Annotated in this window: 15 protein-coding genes; 2 read left to right on the top strand and 13 right to left on the bottom strand. The window is 71.0% G+C overall.

What is annotated here, in order from left to right:
• Positions 1-21: 21 nt before the first annotated feature.
• The 12 genes from rocD to AC2DFQ_RS13370 form a co-directional block, all read right to left on the bottom strand.
• On the bottom strand, positions 22-1239 hold the full coding sequence (gene rocD, locus AC2DFQ_RS13425) for an ornithine--oxo-acid transaminase (RefSeq protein ID WP_484534241.1): 1218 nt from the start codon (positions 1237-1239) through the stop codon (positions 22-24).
• Entirely contained in the window at positions 1236-2132 is an 897-nt protein-coding gene (ddaH, locus tag AC2DFQ_RS13420) for a dimethylargininase (RefSeq protein ID WP_484534240.1), read from the bottom strand. Before ddaH ends, rocD begins: the two co-directional genes overlap by 4 nt.
• A 223-nt stretch (positions 2133-2355) precedes the next feature.
• On the bottom strand, positions 2356-3339 hold the full coding sequence (locus AC2DFQ_RS13415; protein WP_484534239.1) for an NAD(P)-dependent alcohol dehydrogenase: 984 nt from the start codon (positions 3337-3339) through the stop codon (positions 2356-2358).
• 4 nt (positions 3340-3343) lie between these two features.
• Positions 3344-3562 carry a helix-turn-helix transcriptional regulator gene (locus tag AC2DFQ_RS13410; protein WP_484507852.1) on the bottom strand — a complete coding sequence of 73 codons (219 nt, stop codon included), beginning with the start codon at positions 3560-3562 and terminating at the stop codon, positions 3344-3346.
• Positions 3562-3996 (bottom strand): hypothetical protein, encoded by a 435-nt coding sequence (locus tag AC2DFQ_RS13405; protein ID WP_484534238.1) that lies wholly within the window; start codon positions 3994-3996, stop codon positions 3562-3564. The genes AC2DFQ_RS13410 and AC2DFQ_RS13405 overlap by 1 nt, the downstream gene beginning before the upstream one ends.
• 232 nt (positions 3997-4228) lie before the next feature.
• Positions 4229-7909 (bottom strand): proline dehydrogenase family protein, encoded by a 3681-nt coding sequence (locus AC2DFQ_RS13400; protein ID WP_484534237.1) that lies wholly within the window; start codon positions 7907-7909, stop codon positions 4229-4231.
• 120 nt (positions 7910-8029) lie between these two features.
• Entirely contained in the window at positions 8030-8596 is a 567-nt protein-coding gene (locus tag AC2DFQ_RS13395; RefSeq protein WP_484507849.1) for an acyl-CoA thioesterase, read from the bottom strand.
• A 101-nt stretch (positions 8597-8697) separates the two neighbouring features.
• On the bottom strand, positions 8698-10233 hold the full coding sequence (arfA, locus tag AC2DFQ_RS13390) for an arabinosylfuranosidase ArfA (protein ID WP_484534236.1): 1536 nt from the start codon (positions 10231-10233) through the stop codon (positions 8698-8700).
• Between the two features lie 52 nt (positions 10234-10285).
• Entirely contained in the window at positions 10286-11197 is a 912-nt protein-coding gene (locus AC2DFQ_RS13385; RefSeq protein ID WP_484507847.1) for a carbohydrate ABC transporter permease, read from the bottom strand.
• Positions 11194-12144, bottom strand: coding sequence for a carbohydrate ABC transporter permease (locus tag AC2DFQ_RS13380; protein WP_484534235.1), 951 nt, complete (start codon positions 12142-12144; stop codon positions 11194-11196). Before AC2DFQ_RS13380 ends, AC2DFQ_RS13385 begins: the two co-directional genes overlap by 4 nt.
• Complete coding sequence (locus AC2DFQ_RS13375; RefSeq protein ID WP_484507845.1) at positions 12141-13475, bottom strand: extracellular solute-binding protein; 1335 nt, start codon at positions 13473-13475, stop codon at positions 12141-12143. The genes AC2DFQ_RS13380 and AC2DFQ_RS13375 overlap by 4 nt, the downstream gene beginning before the upstream one ends.
• A gap of 92 nt (positions 13476-13567) precedes the next feature.
• On the bottom strand, positions 13568-14605 hold the full coding sequence (locus tag AC2DFQ_RS13370) for a LacI family DNA-binding transcriptional regulator (protein ID WP_484534234.1): 1038 nt from the start codon (positions 14603-14605) through the stop codon (positions 13568-13570).
• Between the two features lie 75 nt (positions 14606-14680).
• Here AC2DFQ_RS13370 and AC2DFQ_RS13365 point away from each other — a divergent pair, with 75 nt between their 5' ends.
• The gene (locus tag AC2DFQ_RS13365; RefSeq protein WP_484534233.1) at positions 14681-15364 is read left to right on the top strand and encodes a hypothetical protein; all 684 of its coding nucleotides are present in this window, start codon (positions 14681-14683) and stop codon (positions 15362-15364) included.
• The gene (locus tag AC2DFQ_RS13360; RefSeq protein WP_484507842.1) at positions 15361-15906 is read left to right on the top strand and encodes a hypothetical protein; all 546 of its coding nucleotides are present in this window, start codon (positions 15361-15363) and stop codon (positions 15904-15906) included. Before AC2DFQ_RS13365 ends, AC2DFQ_RS13360 begins: the two co-directional genes overlap by 4 nt.
• A 383-nt stretch (positions 15907-16289) precedes the next feature.
• Here the strand turns inward: AC2DFQ_RS13360 and AC2DFQ_RS13355 are convergent, their stop codons facing one another.
• Entirely contained in the window at positions 16290-17657 is a 1368-nt protein-coding gene (locus AC2DFQ_RS13355; protein ID WP_484534232.1) for a hypothetical protein, read from the bottom strand.
• Positions 17658-17756: the final 99 nt, after the last annotated feature.

Genomic DNA, 17756 nt, shown 5'->3' with positions numbered 1-17756 from the left:
TTTCCCTCCACAGCCTCCGCGTCAGGCCGCCAGGACGATGGTGAGCTGCTCGACGGCCCAGTCGAGTTCGGTCGCGCGGATGACGAGGGGCGGCGCGATGCGGATGGTCTGTCCGTGCGTGTCTTTCACGAGTACGCCGCGCTTCAGAAGCCGCTCGGCCACCTCGCGGCCCGTCCCCACCGCGGGGTCGATGTCTACACCGGCCCAGAGCCCCGCGATGCGCACCGCCGTGACCCCCGATCCCACGAGTTCGGCGAGCTTGTTCTCGAGGTGCTCGCCGAGCGCGGTGGCACGCGTCTGGAATTCTCCGGAGGCGAGCATCTCGACCACCCGCAGACCCACGGCCGTGGCGAGCGGGTTGCCGCCGAAGGTCGACCCGTGTTCGCCCGACCTGATCACGCCCAGCACGTCGCGGTCGGCGACGACGGCCGAGAGGGGCAGGATGCCGCCGCCCAGCGCCTTGCCGAGGAGGTAGACGTCGGGGACGACGCCCTCGCGATCGCACGCGAAGGTCGTGCCCACCCGCCCGAGGCCGGACTGGATCTCATCGGCGATGAACAGCACGTTGTTGGTCGTCGTCATCTCCCGCACGGCGCGGAGGTAGCCCTCGGGCGGGATGATCACACCGCCTTCGCCCTGAATCGGCTCGATCAGCACCGCGGCGGTGTTCTCGTCGATCGCCGCTTCGATCGCGGCCGCATCCCCATAGGGCACCCGGATGAATCCGGGCGCGTAGGGGCCGAAGTCATCGCGGGCGGAGGGGTCGTCGCTGAAGCCGATGATCGTGGTGGTGCGGCCGTGGAAGTTGCCGTCCGCGACGATGATGGTCGCCGCATCCGGGGCGATGCCCTTCACGCGGTAGCCCCACGCGCGGGCCACCTTGATGCCGGTCTCCACCGCCTCGGCGCCGGTGTTCATCGGCAGCACGAGGTCTTTGCCGCAGAGGTCCGCCAGCGCCGCCGCGAAGGGGCCCAGCCGGTCGTTGTGGTACGCGCGGCTCGTGAGAGTGACTCGCGTCAGCTGTTCCTGGGCTGCGGCGAGGATCGCGGGATGCCCGTGGCCGAAGTTCAGTGCCGAGTACGCCGACAGCAGGTCGAGGTACCGCTTGCCCTCCACGTCGGTGACCCAGACGCCTTCGCCGCGCGAGATGACGACGGGAAGGGGCGAGTAGTTGGCGGCGACGTGCTCGGCCTCGCCGGCGATGATCCGCACGGTTCCGGTGTCGAGCGGCGTGCTCACCGGGTGCCTCCGCGGAGCTCCAGCGTGCAGCACTTGATGCCGCCGCCGCCGAGGAGCAGTTCGGACAGGTCCAGGAGAACCGGGGTGTACCCGCGTTCGCGGAGCTGCGCTTCGAACCCGGTCGCCCGCGGCGAGATGATCACGTTGCGTCCGTCGCTGGCGGAATTCAGCCCGAACACGGCGCCGTCGGCATCCGAGACCTGGATGGCGTCGGGGTAGCGTTCGCGCAGGACGCCCTGGCTGCGCTCGTCGAAGGCGCTCGGGAGGTACGCGATGTTCGCGCGCTCCACACCACCGGCCGCTGAGCCTGTCGAGGGGCCCTGGACCGGGTCGAGGACGGAGATCGCGGTGTCGAGGTGGTAGAACCGCGGGTCGGTCAGGGTGAGCGAGACGACCTCGCGGCCGAAGACATCCCCGACCTCGCGGTGGCTGTCGCCGGTGGAGCGGAACCCGGTGCCGGCGAGGATGGTGTCACCCACGAGGAGGAAGTCGCCCTCGCCCTCGTTGACCTCGGCCGGGTCCACGACCTCGAAGCCGTTCTCGCCGAACCACCGCATGAACGCCGGGCCCTCCGGCCCGCGCTCGGCGAAGCGGAACTTCGCACCGTACGCGATGCCGTCGATCACGAAACCGCCGTTGGCGGTGTACACCATGTCGGGGAGGCCCTCGAGGGGGTCGATGAGCTCGACGTCGTGGCCGAGGGCGCGGTACGTGTCGTACAGGCTCTGCCACTGCTGGATGGCGCGCGCCGTGTCGGTGGGCCTCGTGGGCTCCATCCACGGGTTGATGCTGTAGCTGACGGTGAAGTGCTCGGGGCGGCACATGAGGTAGCGCCGGTGCTGCTGGATGGGGTCGGTGCTCGCAGCTGGGGCGATGGATTCGTGCGCGGACATACGGCTCCTCGGATGAAGGTCGGCGGACGCTGTCCACAGGCCCGGTGGAGCTGGGGAAGCCGACGATCCGGGCACGCCGCGACCATTGTGCCACGCGGCATCCGGCAAAGACGAGAGGATGCCTCTCCCCAGCGAGAAACAACACTCCGGGCGAGACGGCACGCGCCGCGCCGTTTCTCGTCCGGAATGCCGTTTCTCGCGGTGGGGGCCGCCGGGGCGCGGGTCAGTCGGCGAGGACGACCACCTTGCCGATGGTGTGCCCGGCGTCCACCGAGGCCAGGGCGGCGCCCGCCTCCGACATCGGCCAGGTCGCCTCGATCTCCGGGGTCAGGCGGCCCGCGGCGGCCAGCTCGAGCAGGTCGGCGGTGACGGCGGGCTTGGTCACGGCGGCGATCGGGCGGAAACGTCCCCGCACGACGAGGGTTCGCAGCATCCGCGGAATCGGGCTGAGGATGCCGCTGCTTCCTCCCACCACCGCGACCGTGCCGCGTGGGCGCAGGAGATCGCGGAGGGTCGGCAGCGGCGGCTCGCCGGCGATGTCGATGATCGCGTCGAAGGACGCCGGCGGGAGCTGGTTGAGCGGGGTGCGGCGGTAGTCGAACGTGCGCGTCGCGCCCAGCCCGCGGAGGGTCTCCTCGGCCCTCGCCCCGCACGTCGCCCACACCTCGGCGCCGCGCCCGGCGGCCAGCTGCACCGTGAAGGTTCCGACTCCCCCGCCGGCGCCGACGACGAGCACGCGGTGGCCGGAGGCGACGCGGCATGCGTCGAGCGCGGCGACGGCGGTGTTCCCCGCGATCGGCAGCGCCGCTGCGACCGTCACGTCGACCGACGGCGGACGGCGAGTGAGGCGAGAGACACGGGCCACGGCGAAGTCGGCGAGCGTTTCGCTGCCGGCGCCCACGACGCTGTCGCCGACGGCGAAGCCCTCGACGCCCGGGCCGAGCGCGAGGACGGTGCCCGCCACGTCCATACCGCGTCCGCGGATGCGAGGGCGGCGGAGCCCCGCAAACAGCCGGATCAGCGGCGGGTCGCCGCGCATCATCCGCACGTCGCCCGAATTGAGCGACACCGCCTCGACGCGCAGCAGCACCTCGCCGCGTCCGGGACGCGGAAGCTCGGCGGTCTCGGCGGCGACGGCGTCGGCCGATCCGTAGGCGTGCTGGCGCCACACGGTCCGGGTGCGGGGCAGGGTTTCGACAGCATCCATGGCTTCATTCCTCGGGGTAGGAGAAGACGTCGTCCAGCGGAACACCGAAGACGCGGGAGATCTGGAACGCGAGCTCGAGCGTGGGCGAGTAGCGCCCCTGCTCGATGGCGATGAGGGTCTGGCGGGTGACGCCGACGCGGCGGGCGAGTTCGGCCTGGGTCATGTCGCCGTGGGCGGCGCGGAGGGCGCGGATCTCGTTGGTGACGCGCGTGGGCTTGACCATCAGACCAGCCCGCGACGGTAGGCGATGACCCGGGCGGTGCCGCCGACGAGGGCGGACAGCGTGAAACCGAAGAACAGCGTGTTGGCGATCCAGAAGCCGTCGGCTTCGACCGCGCACAGCACGATCCCACCGAGGCCTGCGATGACCATGAACGCCTGCCCCACGCGGTCGCCCATCTGGGAGATGTCGCGGTCGCGTTGGTCGGACCGGCCGACCCCGTCGGGGTCCCCCATGCCCGCGAATATCCCCCACAGGATGCTGACGAGGATCGCTCCGACGATCGAGATGCCGATCGTCCAGAGCATGATCGGCGCCCAGTCGACCTCGGTCAGCGGGCCGCCGTCGGCCTGCTGCAGCACGAGGACGACGTAGACGGTCAGAGACACGATCGTCACCACCAGGCTCGACCACGTGTTGCGCTCTTGGTAGACCATGTCATCCTCCGATGTACAGAATTCTTTACATCGGAAGCATGCCACGCGCGCATTCCCATGTCAAGAATTCTTTACACCCAGCGTTCCCGCGTCTCTTCGCCCCCCGCGAGAAACGACGTTCCGGACGAGACGGCACGCGTCGCGCCGTTTCTCGTCCGGATCGTCGTTTCTCACCGGGCCTGCGGGGGGCCGGCGGGGGGCGGGGGCCGGCAGGGGCGGGCGGGCGGGAGGGTCAGATGACGGCGGCAGTCCAGGGGTCGGGGGTGCCGTACCGGTGCGCGGTGATGCTGATCGACTGCTCGTGGAGGAAGGGCAGCAGCTCGATCCGGCCGGCCGTGGTGACCTCGTCGGCGTAGACCGCCAGGTCGGGGTCGCCGTCGACGGCGTGCGCCAGCGCGCGGTGAAGCGCCGCGACGGAGCCGGCCGCGCCGACCAGCCGCACCCGCGGGGCGCGCGGCGGGGATGCTCCGTCCTCGGCCGGCACGCTGGCCCCACCCCCGGCCACCATCCGCTGGATCCACTCCTCGTCGGTCTCGACCGACACGGGCACGCCAAGCTCGCCGAGCGAGCGGCGCACCTCGGCGGGAAGGCCCACCCGGGCGCTGAGGGTGAATCCGGCCCCGGCGCGCACACCGGCCAGGACCACCCGCAGCACGGCCTGCCACGGCGCATCCGCCGTCGCCCGCACCGCGACATCCACCGGCCGATAGCGCAGGAGGTTGCGTTCGATGCCCAGGTGCGACACGTCCTTGACCCGCCCGAAGTCGCGGTCCCACGCGATCGCGTCCGAGAGGGCGCCGCGGCGCAGCCACTCGAACGCGTCGTAGTCCAGCGAGGACTGAGCCGCCTCGATGACCCCGGTGATGCGGGAATCGAGACCCCGCAGATGCAGCGTGGAGGACGGCGGCCCGCCCGCGGTGCCGCGCCACGAGCCGAGCCCCACGAGGTAGTTCGGGCCGCCGACCTTCGCGCCCGGTCCCACCGACGAGCGCTTCCAGCCGCCGAAGGGCTGCCGCTGCACGATGGCGCCGGTGATGCCGCGATTGACGTAGAGGTTGCCCGCCTGCACGCGGTCGAGCCACAGCGCCAGGTCGTCGGGATTCTGCGTATACAGGCCGGCGGTCAGACCGAACTCGACGGCGTTCTGGAACTCGAGCGCCTGCGCGAGCGAGTTCGCGTGCATGACCCCGAGGACGGGGCCGAAGAACTCCTCGCGGTGGAACCGCGAACCGGGGGCGACGCCGGTTCGGATGCCCGGCGTCCAGTAGCGCCCGGCCTCGTCAGGGCCGAAGTCGAGTTCTCGCGGCTGGATGAGCCACCGCTCGCCCTCGCCGAGGGTCGTGAGCGCCCACTGCAGCGTGCCGCGCGGCTCCTCGATGACCGGGCCCACCTCGCTCAGTGGGTCGGAGGCGGGGCCCACGCGGAGCGACGTCGTGGCGTCCACCAGCTGCTGCGCGAAACGGCGCGAACGGGCGACGGGTCCGACGAGGATCGCGAGCGATGCCGCCGAGCACTTCTGCCCGGCGTGCCCGAAGGCGCTGCGGACAAGATCGGATGCGGCCAGGTCGAGGTCGGCGGAAGGCATCACGACGACGGCGTTCTTCCCGCTCGTCTCGGCGAGGAGCGGGAGGTCGGGCCGCCACGAACGGAACAGCTGCGCGGTCTCCCACGATCCCGTCAGCACGACGCGTTCCACGGCGGGGTGCTCGATGAGCGTCCGGCCGAGGGCGTCTTCGTCGAGGTCGACGAGCGCGAGCACATCGCGGGGAACGCCCGCATCCCACAGCGCCTCGGCCACCACGGCGGCGCACCGCCGGGCCTGCGGCGCGGGCTTGAGCACGACCCCGCTGCCGGCGGCGAGTGCGGCGAGCACTCCCCCGGCCGCGATGGCGACGGGGAAGTTCCACGGGGGCGCGACCACGGTCACCCGGGCCGGGGTGAACACCGCTCCCGCGACGCGGTCGAGTTCCCGAGCGGTCGCCGCGTAGTAGTTCGCGAAGTCGATCGCCTCGCTCACCTCGATGTCGGCCTCCGCGAACACCTTGCCCGTCTCGGATGCGGCGACCTCGATGAGGGTTCCGCGGCGGGCGGCGAGCACGCGGGCGGCACGGGCGAGAACCTCGGCCCGTTCTGCCGCGGGGCGCGCGCCCCATCCCGCCGCCGCATCCCGCACGCCCTCGATGACGGCGTCCAGTCCTCCGACGTCGTCCACCCGCGCAGCCTGCACCGCGGCGTCACCGGCGGTCGAGCCGGCGACACGGGCGAGGATCGCCGCCGCCCATTCGCGGTTGGCCGGAAGCGCGGGATCGGAGTCGGCCGCGTTCCGGAATCCCGGAGCGCCCACCGCATCGGCCGTGCCCTCGCGCTCGGAGAACACCGCCGTCTCGACGAACGCCTCCCCGCCGAACAGCACCTGCGCGGGGCCGGTGTCGGCCGAGCGCGCGATCCCGAGGACGGCCTGCGTGAGACCTTCCTCGGCGGCGGGCGGGTCGCGGAGGATGCGGGGCGCATCCAGGTCGGGATCGGACTCGCGCTCCTGTTCGCGGTTCGAGCCGAGCGGCAGGCGCGGGTCGGTGGCGCGCTCGAGAGAGGCGACGTACCGGTCGCGTTCCCGCGAGAGCAGCTCGGGATCCTCCGCGAGGTCGAACGCGGCGGAGAGGAAGTTCTCGCCGGACGCGTTCTCCTCCAACCGGCGAACGAGGTAGCTGATCGCCACGTCGAACTCGTCGGGGCGGACGACCGGCACGTACAGGAGCACGTGCCCGACTTCGCGCGCAACGGCGGCGACCTGACTCTGCGCCATGCCGAGGAGCATCTCGAACTCCACCGCGTCGCGGACGCCCCGCTCCCCGGCGAGCAGCCACGCGTGCGCGATGTCGAACAGGTTGTGCCCGGCGACGCCCACGCGCACGGCTGCGACCGACTCGGGCCGGAGGGCCTCGTCAAGGCAGCGCAGGTAGTTCGCGTCGGTGTCGAGCTTGCTGTCGTAGGTGGCCAGCGCCCACCCGTGGATGACCGCATCCACTCGCTCCATCGCGAGGTTGGCGCCCTTGACGAGGCGGATCTTGATGCCGGCTCCGCCCCCGGCGACGCGCTGCCGCGCCCAGGCGGTGAGCTGGCGGAGCGCGGGGAGCGCGTCGGGGAGGTAGGCCTGCAGCACGATGCCCGCGTCCAGGCTCGTCAGGCGCGGGTCTTCGAGCAGGCGCGTGAACACGGCGATGGTCAGGTCGAGGTCGCGGTACTCCTCCATGTCGAGGTTGACGAAGGTGCCGTCCGCGGCCGCGCTGAGGTACAGCGGCAGGAGGCGCTCGGCGATACGGTCGACCATGTCGTCGAAGGCCCACAGCGACAGATGCGACGCGATCGCCGACACCTTGACCGACACGTAGTCGACGTCGGGGCGTCGGATGAGGTCGTGGATGCCGTCGAGCCGGCGCTTCGCCTCCTCCTCGCCGAGCACGGCTTCGCCGAGGAGATTGAGGTTGAGCCGCGCCCCCCTCTCGCGCAGCTTCGCCAGGGCGGGGCCGAGCTTGTCGGGTCGCGCGTCGACGACGAGGTGGCCGACCATGTCGCGCAGGGCCCGTCGCGCGATCGGCACGACGGGCGCCGGCAGCGCCGGGGCGATGATCCCGCCCAGGTGCACGGCCCCGCGCAGGTACCAGGGCAGGAAGTCGGGGACGAGCGGAGCGATGCGATGCAACTGGGATGCGGCGGCCGCGAGGCTCTCCGGCCGCATGACGCCATCGATGAACCCGACCGTGAACGGCAGCCCCTGCGGGTCGCGGAGCACACCCGCGAGCCGCGCGGCCGACGGATCGACCGGCTCGGCGGCCGCCTCGGCGACCCAGCGCTGGGCGAGCTCGACCGCGCGATCCGCGAGATCCGGAGGCAGCGCGGGCGCAGTCGTGCTCATGCCGATCAGCCTAGGCGCGGTCTCTCGCGCATCCCCGGATTCGGGCGCCGTGGCCGCATTCGGATGCTCGCTGCCGCGCCATCCGAATCCGCGGGTGACCTCCGAATCCGCGGTGTCCGATCACACGTCCCAGACGCTGGGGGCCGGGCGCCGTGTGGAGGGGAGAGCCGACCCTGCAGCCCAGTCGTGCACCCACGGCTCGACATCCGGGAGGCCGTCCGGCTGACCCATGGCGGCGAACAGCTCGTCGTGTGCGACCGTTCCGCCCTCGCGCTTGAGCATGCGCGCACGGATGATCGCGCGGGCGTAGATCTCGCCGCGGACCACCGCGCGGTGCTCGAGGTACAGCGCACGGTCGTCGTGCCCGAGGAGGCGGGTCTCCAGCTCGAACCGCTGCCACAGATTCAGCGACTTGCGGAACGTCACCGTCTCGCTGGACACCACCGGATACCAGCCCTGCTCGCGCATCTTGTCGGAGATGCCGGTGCGAACCATCAGGTCCCACCGGCCGAGGTCGAACAGCGACAGGTACCGGCCGTTGTTCATGTGGCGCAACAGGTCGATGTCGGTGGGCAGCGTCGTGAGGCGGATGCGGCCGACCTCGGTCAGGCCGAGGCGTCCGCCGGGACGGCGGGCGCGACGGCGGGCTCGGGCGAGGACGAGGAGGGTGCGCCAGAGGAGATTCACGATCCGCGATCGTAGCCGCCGGGCGCCAGGATGCCGCATCCGTTGGGCAGCTTCACAGCCCGCACCGACCTCGGCCGCCCCGAGGCTTCACCCGGCACAGGTCAGGAAACCGCGACGTCCAGCTGCACGACGGCCCAGGACAGCGGCGGGAGCGTCGCGCGGAGCACGCCGTCCTCGATCCCGACGGAGCGCAGGGGCACGAGGCCCACCGAATCCGGGGCATCCTGCGTGTTGGCGGTGTGCCGGTCGCCGCCCTCGGGGAGGGTCAGCACCTCCGCGTCGCGCACGCCGGTGACACCGAGTCCGCGCAGCTCCAGTGTCACCGCGGCGTCCTCGTCCATCGACCGGTTCGCGAGGAACAGCGCCACGCGACCGGACTCCTCGTCCCACGTGGCCGCCGCGTCCACCGCATCCACGTCTCCGAACTTCGCCGTCGCGACCTGCGTCGACTCGACGGCCAGGCGCAGGATGCGTCCGCGGGCGAGCTGCGCGATCCGCGCGAACGGCCAGAAGATCGTCTGCCGCCACGCGGGGCCGTTCTCCTCCGAGCGGATGGGCGCGATGACGTTGACCAGCTGCGCCTGGTTGGCGATGCGCACGCGGTCGCCGTGGCGCAGCAGGCTGTGCAGGAAGGTGCCGACCACGACCGCGTCGGTGACGGAGTACGTGTCTTCGATGAGACGCGGATGCTCCCGCCACTGCCGAGCGACCAGGTGCGGCTGATCCTCGCTCTGCAGCCCCTCCTGGTACCAGACGTTCCATTCGTCGAAGGAGATGTTCACCTGCTTGCGGTGCTTGCCGGCGGCCTTGACCGCATCGATGGTGGACACCACGCCCTCGATGAAGGCGTCCATGTCGACGGCTTCGGCGAGGAAGGAGGCGGAGTCCTCGTCGCGCTCCTGGTAGTACGCGTGCATCGAGATGTAATCCACCTCCTCGTACGCGTGGGTGAGCACGGTGTGCTCCCATGAGCCGAAGGTCGGCATCTGCCGGTTCGACGAGCCGACGGCCACCAGTTCCAGGTCGGGGTCGACGAACCGCATCGCCTTCGCCGTCTCCTGCGCGAGCCGGCCGTATTCGTGCGCGGTCTTGTGGCCGATCTGCCACGGTCCGTCCAGCTCGTTCCCGAGGCACCACAGGCGGATGTCGAAGGGTTCGGATGCTCCGTTGCGCCGACGGAGGTCCGACCAGTACGTGCCGCCGGGGTGGTTGGCGTACTCCACGAGCGCCCGGGCCTCCTCGACCCCCCGGGTGCCGAGGTTGACCGCCTCCATCACCTCGACGTTCGCCTCCTTCGCCCAGTCGACGAACTCGTGCAGGCCGAACGCGTTGGTCTCGACGGTGTGCCACGCACCGTCCAGCCGCCGGGGGCGGTCGGCGACGGGACCCACGCCGTCCTCCCACAGGTACCCTGACACGAAGTTGCCCCCCGGATAGCGCACCACCGTGGGACCCATCTCCTTCACGAGCGCGAGCACGTCGCGGCGGAATCCGCGCTCATCCGCTTCGGGATGCCCCGGCTCGAAGATGCCCGTGTACACGCAGCGGCCCATGTGCTCGACGAACGAGCCGAAGAGGCGCCGGGGTACGTCGGCCACGGTGAAGTCGCGGTCGATGACGATGCGGGTGCGGGGCATGGTTCTCCTGTGCGGTGAGCGGAAAGACCTGTGCGGTGAGGGGAAAAAGGGGTCAGGTGCCGCCGAAGCCGGTCGTCGCGACGCCGCGGACGATCTGCTTCTGGAAGATCAGGAACAGGACGATCAGGGGCAGCGAGGCCAGCACCGCCTGCGCCATGATCTGGGCGTACTGCACGCCGTACGCGCTGATCACGGTCTGCAGACCCACGGGGAGGGTCATGAGGTTGGTGTCGTTGATGATGAGGAACGGCCACAGGAAGTTGTTCCACGCCGTGATGAACACGAAGATCGCGACGGCGGCGAGGATGCCGCGGGACAGCGGCAGCACCACCGACCAGAACACCCGGAGCCGCCCCGCGCCGTCGACGCGGGCGGCGTCCTCGAGCTCGATGGGCACCTGGTCGAAGAACTTCTTCAGGATGAAGACCATCGCCGGTGCGACCACCTGCGGGAGGATCAACCCGAGGGGCGTGTCGACGAGGTTGAAGGCGAGCATCTCGTAGAAGAGCGGGATGATCAGCACCTGCGGCGGGACCACGATCGAGGCGATCACCACGCCGTAGAGGAAGCTCTTGCCCCGGAACTCGAGGCGGGAGAACGCGTAGGCCGCCAGGGCCGAGATCGCCAGGGTGATCACCGTCACCGCCGCGGAGGTCCACAGGCTGTTGAACGCCCACACGTAGACGTTCCCCTGCGCGAGGATCGCCTCGTACGCGGCGGTGGTCGGTCCGGACGGGCCGATCCAGCTGCCGCCGGACGCGGCATCCGTCTCCGTCATGAACGACGTGGCCGCCGCCCACAGGAAGGGCAGGAGCCAGCCGATCGCCATGAGGACGAGCGCGATCGAGGCGAGCACGTTGAGGGGCCCGAACCGGGTCCGGCCGGGCGGCCGGGGCCGACGGGGCTCGGTGCCCGCACCTTCCGGAGTAGCGAGAGGGGTTCTGACCTGAGCGGTGGTGGTCATGACTGCTCCCCTCGGCGGCGCAGGGCGAAGGCCTGGATGACTCCGATGATGACGATGATCGCGAAGAAGACGTAGGAGATGGCGGCGGAGTACCCGAAGCGGTAACCCACGAAGCCCGCCTCGTAGATGTACTGCACGATCGAGCGCGTGGTGTCGCTCGCGATGCCACCGAGCATCTGGTACGCCTGGTCGAACAGCTTCAGCGACGCCAGGATCTGCAGGATGACGATGAGCACCGTCACCTGCCCGAGCTGCGGGAGGGTGATCGACCACAGCTGCCGCCAGGGCCCGGCGCCGTCGAGGGCTGCCGCCTCGTACTGCTGGGCGGGGATGTTCTGCAGGGCGGCGAGGTACAGCAGGAAGTTGAAGCCGACGGTCCACCACACCGTGGCGATGACGATGCCGTACATGTTGGTGTCGGGATTCTGCAGCCAGGCCAGGGGTTCGAGGCCGAACCACGCGAGCACCCTGTTCGCGGCGCCGATCTGCGGGTTGAAGATCCACACCCAGATCTGCGAGATCACCGTCGAGGCCAGCAGGAACGGCATGAAGAACGACAACCGCCACAGCCACTGCCCCGGAAGGCCATGGTGCACCAGCAGCGCCATCACGAGCGCGAGCAGCACGAGCGGCACCGTGGACAGCACCGTGAACCAGGCCGTGTTCCCGAGAGAGCGCCACATGACCGGGTCGGTCAGCGCCTCGGCGTAGTTGGCGAAACCGACGAAGGCGCCGCCCGCGCCCGTGAGCGACTGATCGGTGAAGCTGAGGTAGAGACCGTGCAGCAGCGGCCACACCAGGAAGAGGGCGAAGGCGACGAGGAACGGCGCGAGGAACCCCCACGCCACCGCCTGTCCGCGGCGCTCGCCGGCGTGCTTGCCCGTGCTCGCGGCTGCGCGTCCGGTCACGACGGTGGTGGTCGACGTGGCCGGTGCTGTCGCGGTCATGCTGTGCCCCCCTGCGGATTGGCCGGGTTCGGCGTTCTCAGCTGCGTGTCGAGGCGGGAACGGAAGCGGTCGATCGCCGCGGAGGGGTCGTCGCCGCTCAGCAGCACGTTCTGCACGGCCGAGCCGAACTCGGCCTGGAACCGGGAGCCGGAGCCGGTGAACCAGGCCGGCGGGTCGTAGCGGACGTACTCCGCGGCCTCGGCGTAGTGGGCCTGTGGGAGAAGGTCGGCGTACTCCGGGGCCTCGATGACGGGAAGGTAGGCCGGAATATGGCCGGCGCCGGCCCAGTCGGACGAGCCCGTCAGGATGTCGGCGACGAACCGGTAGACGAGGTCTCGGGTCTGCGGGTCGGGCGCGCTCTGGTGGGGCAGGGTGAACGCGTGCGAGTCGGCGTAGACGCTCGGTGTGCCGAACAGCGTCGGGATGACCGTGGCATCCAGAGGCAGGTCCTGCTCCTGGAGCGAACGCAGCTCCCACACGCCCGTGAGGAAGAGGCCGCTTCGCCCGGTGGCGAACTCGGCGATGGCCGACTGGTAGTCGTTCTCCCGGGCGGCGATCTCTCCGTCGAGGAGCTGCTGCATGAAGGTCAGCGAGGCGATCGCCGCGTCATCCTCCATCCCGGCACTCCCGCCCTCGGGAAGCTCGATCTCCAGTCCGTGCTGGGTGTAGAGCGTGTAGAAGAGCCGCCACATCTGCGGCCCGTCGCCCAGGTACCCGTAGGAGAGGCCGTGGCCTTCGGATTCCGCGGCCACCGCGCGTCCGAGTTCGAGGAACTCCTCCGGGGACGACACCGGACGCAGTCGTCCCTGACTGTCGAGCACCCCCGCCCGCTCGCAGATCTCCGTGTTGTACATCAGGACGAAGGGGTGGGAATCCAGCGCGACGCTGTACAGCCGGTCGCCCATGAACCCCTTCTCCCAGATCGCGGTCGAGAAGGTGCTCTCGTCCACGCCGAGTTCGGCGAGCCGGCCGATGTCCCACGAGTCCAGCAGCCCGCCGGGCGCATAGCCGGCGACGCGCGACGCGTGCATGACCGACACGTCGGGCGCCCGCCCGCCCGCCGCAGCCATGGCGAGCTTGGTGTAGTACGGCTCACCCCACGACAGGACGGTCGGGCGAACGGCGTACGTGCTCTGCGCCGCGTTCGCGGCGTCGATGAGGCCCGACATCGTCACGCCGTCCGCTCCGCTGAGCAGGTGCCAGAACTCGAGCGTCCGCGCGCCGGAGCCGGTGACGGCACCCGGGGTGCACGCTGCGAGGGCGGCCGTGCCTGCCAGGGCGGTTGCCATACCGAGGAATTGCCTTCGCGAGAAGGCGGGGGGTGCCGTCATCGCCACTCCTTCGTGACCTGTCCGTGCTGAGGATGACAGCATCCTTACATCGATGTAATGGTCGTGGCAAGAGGAAGTTGCGACTGTCGGCCCTACTCCGGCGCCGGCGTCGTACGGCCGGTCGAGCTCTCCCGCTCGACGACGCGATGCGGGACCGTCACGGCGTGCACAGGGTCGCCCGGGCGCTCGATGCGCTGAGCGAGAAGCCGCAGCGTCTCGTCCGCGAAGATGCGCCGATCGAAACTCACGGTCGTCAGCGACGGTGTCGTGAACCGCGCCATCTCGACATCGTCGAATCCGGCGATCATCACGTCCTCGGGTACCCGCATCCCGACATCCGACAGTTCACGGGCCGCCCCGACCGCGAGCGAGTCGGTGAAGGCGACCACGGCGTCGAAGGCCACCCCGCGGCCGAGGAGCTCCCGCATGGCGATCGCCCCGCCGCCCATGCTCCACGGCAGCACATTGACCTCGAGCGCGGGGTCGCGGGTGACCCCGGCCTCGGCGAGCGCGTCGCGGAACCCGGCCAGGCGCAGGCGACTGGTCGCCGTGGCGTTCCCGCCGCGATCGTCGCCGCCGATGGCGGCGACCGAACGCGCACCTCGAGCGATCAGCGAGAGCGTCACATCCTTGGCCGCCTGTCGGCTGTCGATGAGGACGTGGTCCGTGCGGTGGTGCTCGACCTCGCCGATCAGCACCACCGGCGGGAGGTCGTCGGACCGGTCGATGACGCTGTCTTCGAGACGGATGGGGTTGAGGATGAGACCGTCCACGAGGTGCGCGCGGGCGCGCGAGAGGAGGTCGCGCTCGCGCTGGGGGCGCGCGGCCGTCTCCTCGACGTGCACTGCGAAGCCCCGCTCGTGCGCGGCCTCGACGAGGTAGTGGAGGAGGTCGGCGGAGAAGGCGGTGGCAAGATCCGGGAGGGCGACGGCGATGACCCCCGAGCGGCCGCTGCGCAGCCCCCGCGCGCTGAGGTTGGGAACGAAATCCAGCGCGCTCATGGCCTGCTCGACGCGCGCACGCGTCTCCGGGCGGACGTGCACCGTCCCGGTCAGCACGTTGGATACGGTCTTCGGCGACACGCCGGCGAGCACGGCGACGTCTTTGACGGTCGCCCGGGGCGTACGCATCTGCTCAGGATAGGACCGCGACAGCGACGGGATGCTGCGCACACACGGCCCCCCGTTCACCTCTATGCTGACGCCGTGGACTCGGGGGAGCCTCAGGGCGAGGGCGGCACGTCGCCGTCCTCCGCGCCGGTCGGCCGGTTCCGGTGGGTGCACGCGGCCGCCGACCGCGTGCCCACCCGATGGTTCGGCGGGATGGGGGTGGCGGCGTTCCTCACTGCGAGCGCCGCGTTCGGTGGCCTGGCGACGGTGGCGGCCGAGCCGATCGCGGAGCTCTCCGCCGGGGACGAGCACGTCAACGACCAGCTCGCCCTCACCGTGCAGCGGGCGGTGCTCATCGATGACCTCCCCGAGGCCGGCGTCGACGTCGAACTGTGGGAGCGGGTCCTCGTCGTGGTGGTCTCCGTGGAGAATCGCTGGACCGAGCCGCTCGCCACCGCAGGTGACGCCAGCGTGTCGCAGGCCCTGCGCATCCCGGAGCTCGGCGAGCGTGCACCGGACGCGGTCGTCCGCTTCGACGACACCACGCAGTCGCCCTGGCTGCAGCCCGGAGTGCCGGCCGAGCTCGCCGTCGTCTGGACGGTCTCGGCGGGCCGTGTTGCGGAGGGGGACGAGCTCCTGCTGGACCTCCGCGACGCGAGCTTGCACACCGGCTCGTTCGTCACGGCCGGTCAGTCGTGGATCGATCCGGTCCTGGCCGCGCGCGTATCCGTCCCGGTGACCGACGTCGGCGCCGGCTCATCGGCGGGAGACGGGGAATGAAGCCGTGGCTCGCGTGGGCGATCGGCGTGGCCCTGCTCGCGGCGGCCTGGATCATCACGCTGGTGACACCGCCGGACGACGCGGCCGAAGCCCCCTTCCCCGTCGTGGCGACGATCGGCGAGGAGGTCGCCGCTCGCACGCTCGACGCGACGATCACCCAGGCGCGCGTCGCCGATGGCGTCACGGCAGGCGGGTGGCAGGCGGAGGGGACGTGGCTCGTCGTGGATCTGGAGATCGCCGCGCGCATCGACGAGCAGGGCGCGCGCCTGGGCGGTGCCACGCTCACCATCGACGACCGCACCTTCCGCGCCAGCGAGCGTCCGCCGTCGCTGTTCCAGTCCCCCCTGTCGGTCGGCATCCCCCTCTCCGGCAGCCTCGCGTTCGAGCTGCCCGCGGATGCCGCGGACGAGGTGGCGGTCCTGCGTCTGTCGGAGGATTCGGAAACGCGGCTCGATGCCCTCATCGAGGTGACCCTGGACCTGGCCTCTCTCGAGCACGTTCCCGGCGCCGACCTGCTCCCGACGGGGTGGGCGCGGTCATGACCTCCTCCTGGCTGCGCCGCAATGCGCTGGCCCTGACAGCGGCCGCTGTCCTCGTCCCCGCCAGCGTCCTCGTCATCGGCGGCAACGAGTGGTGGGGGTATTACTCCGGCCGCGAGGTGTTCCCCGTCACGGTCGAATCTGGCGAGACCGCCGACTTCGCCGGAGCGGTCTACGGGCCCGCAATGGTCTCCGAGGTGGCGGAGGAGCCGGACTGGGAGCTGCCTCCGGGGGTGAAGGTCCTGGCCGCCGAGGTTCCGGTGCGACCCGGCGGGGAGCCCGCGCGCTGCGGCATGCCCACGCTGCGCGAGTTGTCCGGCGACGGCCGCCGCTGGCGAGAGGCGACGCGCACCGTTGATCTGCCGGACGATGACGGTGCACGGTGGTCATGCGACCCCGAGCGGACCGGCTCCTACACCGTCACCGTCCCGTTCCTCGTGCCCGACGACGTCTCCGGCCGTCTCGGCCTCGACTTCACGGTCGTGGACGAGCTCCCGCGCTTCCTGCGACTCGTCGTCGACGTGCCCTGACGACACCACCGGCGCGCCGATCAGGGCGCCGACCGTGGCGTCGTAGGCGCTGGCGACCAGGACCGCGCGCAGCGGCTCGATCACCAGCGGCACCGCGAGGAGGACGAGGGTGTCGGCCACGATCCAGAACGAGTAGAAGTCGTGCGGGCCCAGCGCGCGCGTGATCCCCAGCGTCAGGAGCTGCTCGCCCAACAGGAGGACGGTGTACAGCAGGACGTACCCGCCGACGAGGATCGGCCCTCCCCGCCACATCAGCACGAGCGCCCGCCAGATCGGCTGGAACCGCGAACCCAGGCCGGAGCCGATGTCGGCCAGGCGCCGGCGAAGGCGCTGCGGCAGGCTCGTGTACCGCCCGCGCACCTTCTCCACCACGGGCGCCCGGAAGTCGAGTCCCCGCGGTGACACCGCCTGCCCGTAGACCACTCCCGCGATCGTCAGCCATGCCAACGGCAGCAGCACGATGCCGCCGATCTCTCCGATCAGCCACTCGATCCCGTCCCACGCCCACGCGACCGGGGCCACCGCATCCGCCAGCCACCCGCGGATGTCGGCGAGCCACGCCATCGCCTGTCGCGTGTCGATCCATCCGGTCACCCAGCCGATCGCGTCGGACAGGAGGAACAGAGTGAGGAAGACCCACACCGCCTCGAAGTAGACCGCGGCGACCGCGGCCCCCCGCGGGAGGCGGGACGCCCAGCGCTTCCACGCCCATCTCCCCGCGAACGCCAGCACGATGACCGCGAGGGTCCACGGCTCGAACGCCAGTTCGAGCACGGTGCCGCTCGTGTCGATGTCGGCGCCGCCGGCCAGGCCGGTCACGATGATGCGTTCGGACTGCACCTCCAAGGCTCGACTCATATACGCCGTCACGTCCTCCCGCAGGAAACCCCACGCGGCGTAGACGGCGAAGAACGGCAGGATCGACGCCAGCAGAGCGTCGCGGAAGGCGATGCGGCGCGCTGCCCTCTCGGGCGGCACGGGCGCGAGCGCGGCGAGGCGGGCCATCCCGTCGCGCAGCACCAGGAACATGGCGACGAAGCTGATCAGGCGGGCCAGGCTCGCCAGCGGCAGGAGCAGAAAGCCGCCGATCGCGCTGTAGGCGCCGACGAAGCCGGCGACCTCGATCACGAGATAGCGGCCCAGGATGCCGGCGAGGAACCAGGAGATCAGGGCCGGCCAGTGGGCGGCGAGCAGCCGGCCACTCGTCGCCACGACCCTCCGCACGCACTCACAGTAGCGCCCGGCGCACCGGCGTGCGCAGTGTCCGACGGCGTCGAATCATCGGCACTTCCCCCCGCGGCAACTGATTTCGCCCGCCGCAGT

Source organism: Microbacterium sp. Z11_20 (assembly GCF_057197605.1).
The sequence above is the reverse complement of the archived record's forward strand: the minus strand, read 5'-3'. Positions and strand labels throughout refer to the sequence as shown.

Excerpts from the sequence above, each read along its gene's own strand:
- ddaH (WP_484534240.1), bottom strand. The coding sequence starts at position 2,132 with ATGTCCGCGCACGAATCCATCGCCCCAGCTGCGAGCACCGACCCCATC.
- AC2DFQ_RS13415 (WP_484534239.1), bottom strand. The coding sequence starts at position 3,339 with ATGGATGCTGTCGAAACCCTGCCCCGCACCCGGACCGTGTGGCGCCAG.
- AC2DFQ_RS13410 (WP_484507852.1), bottom strand. The coding sequence starts at position 3,562 with ATGGTCAAGCCCACGCGCGTCACCAACGAGATCCGCGCCCTCCGCGCC.
- AC2DFQ_RS13405 (WP_484534238.1), bottom strand. The coding sequence starts at position 3,996 with ATGGTCTACCAAGAGCGCAACACGTGGTCGAGCCTGGTGGTGACGATC.
- AC2DFQ_RS13400 (WP_484534237.1), bottom strand. The coding sequence starts at position 7,909 with ATGAGCACGACTGCGCCCGCGCTGCCTCCGGATCTCGCGGATCGCGCG.
- arfA (WP_484534236.1), bottom strand. The coding sequence starts at position 10,233 with ATGCCCCGCACCCGCATCGTCATCGACCGCGACTTCACCGTGGCCGAC.
- AC2DFQ_RS13385 (WP_484507847.1), bottom strand. The coding sequence starts at position 11,197 with ATGACCACCACCGCTCAGGTCAGAACCCCTCTCGCTACTCCGGAAGGT.
- AC2DFQ_RS13380 (WP_484534235.1), bottom strand. The coding sequence starts at position 12,144 with ATGACCGCGACAGCACCGGCCACGTCGACCACCACCGTCGTGACCGGA.
- AC2DFQ_RS13375 (WP_484507845.1), bottom strand. The coding sequence starts at position 13,475 with ATGACGGCACCCCCCGCCTTCTCGCGAAGGCAATTCCTCGGTATGGCA.
- AC2DFQ_RS13370 (WP_484534234.1), bottom strand. The coding sequence starts at position 14,605 with ATGCGTACGCCCCGGGCGACCGTCAAAGACGTCGCCGTGCTCGCCGGC.
- AC2DFQ_RS13360 (WP_484507842.1), top strand. The coding sequence starts at position 15,361 with ATGAAGCCGTGGCTCGCGTGGGCGATCGGCGTGGCCCTGCTCGCGGCG.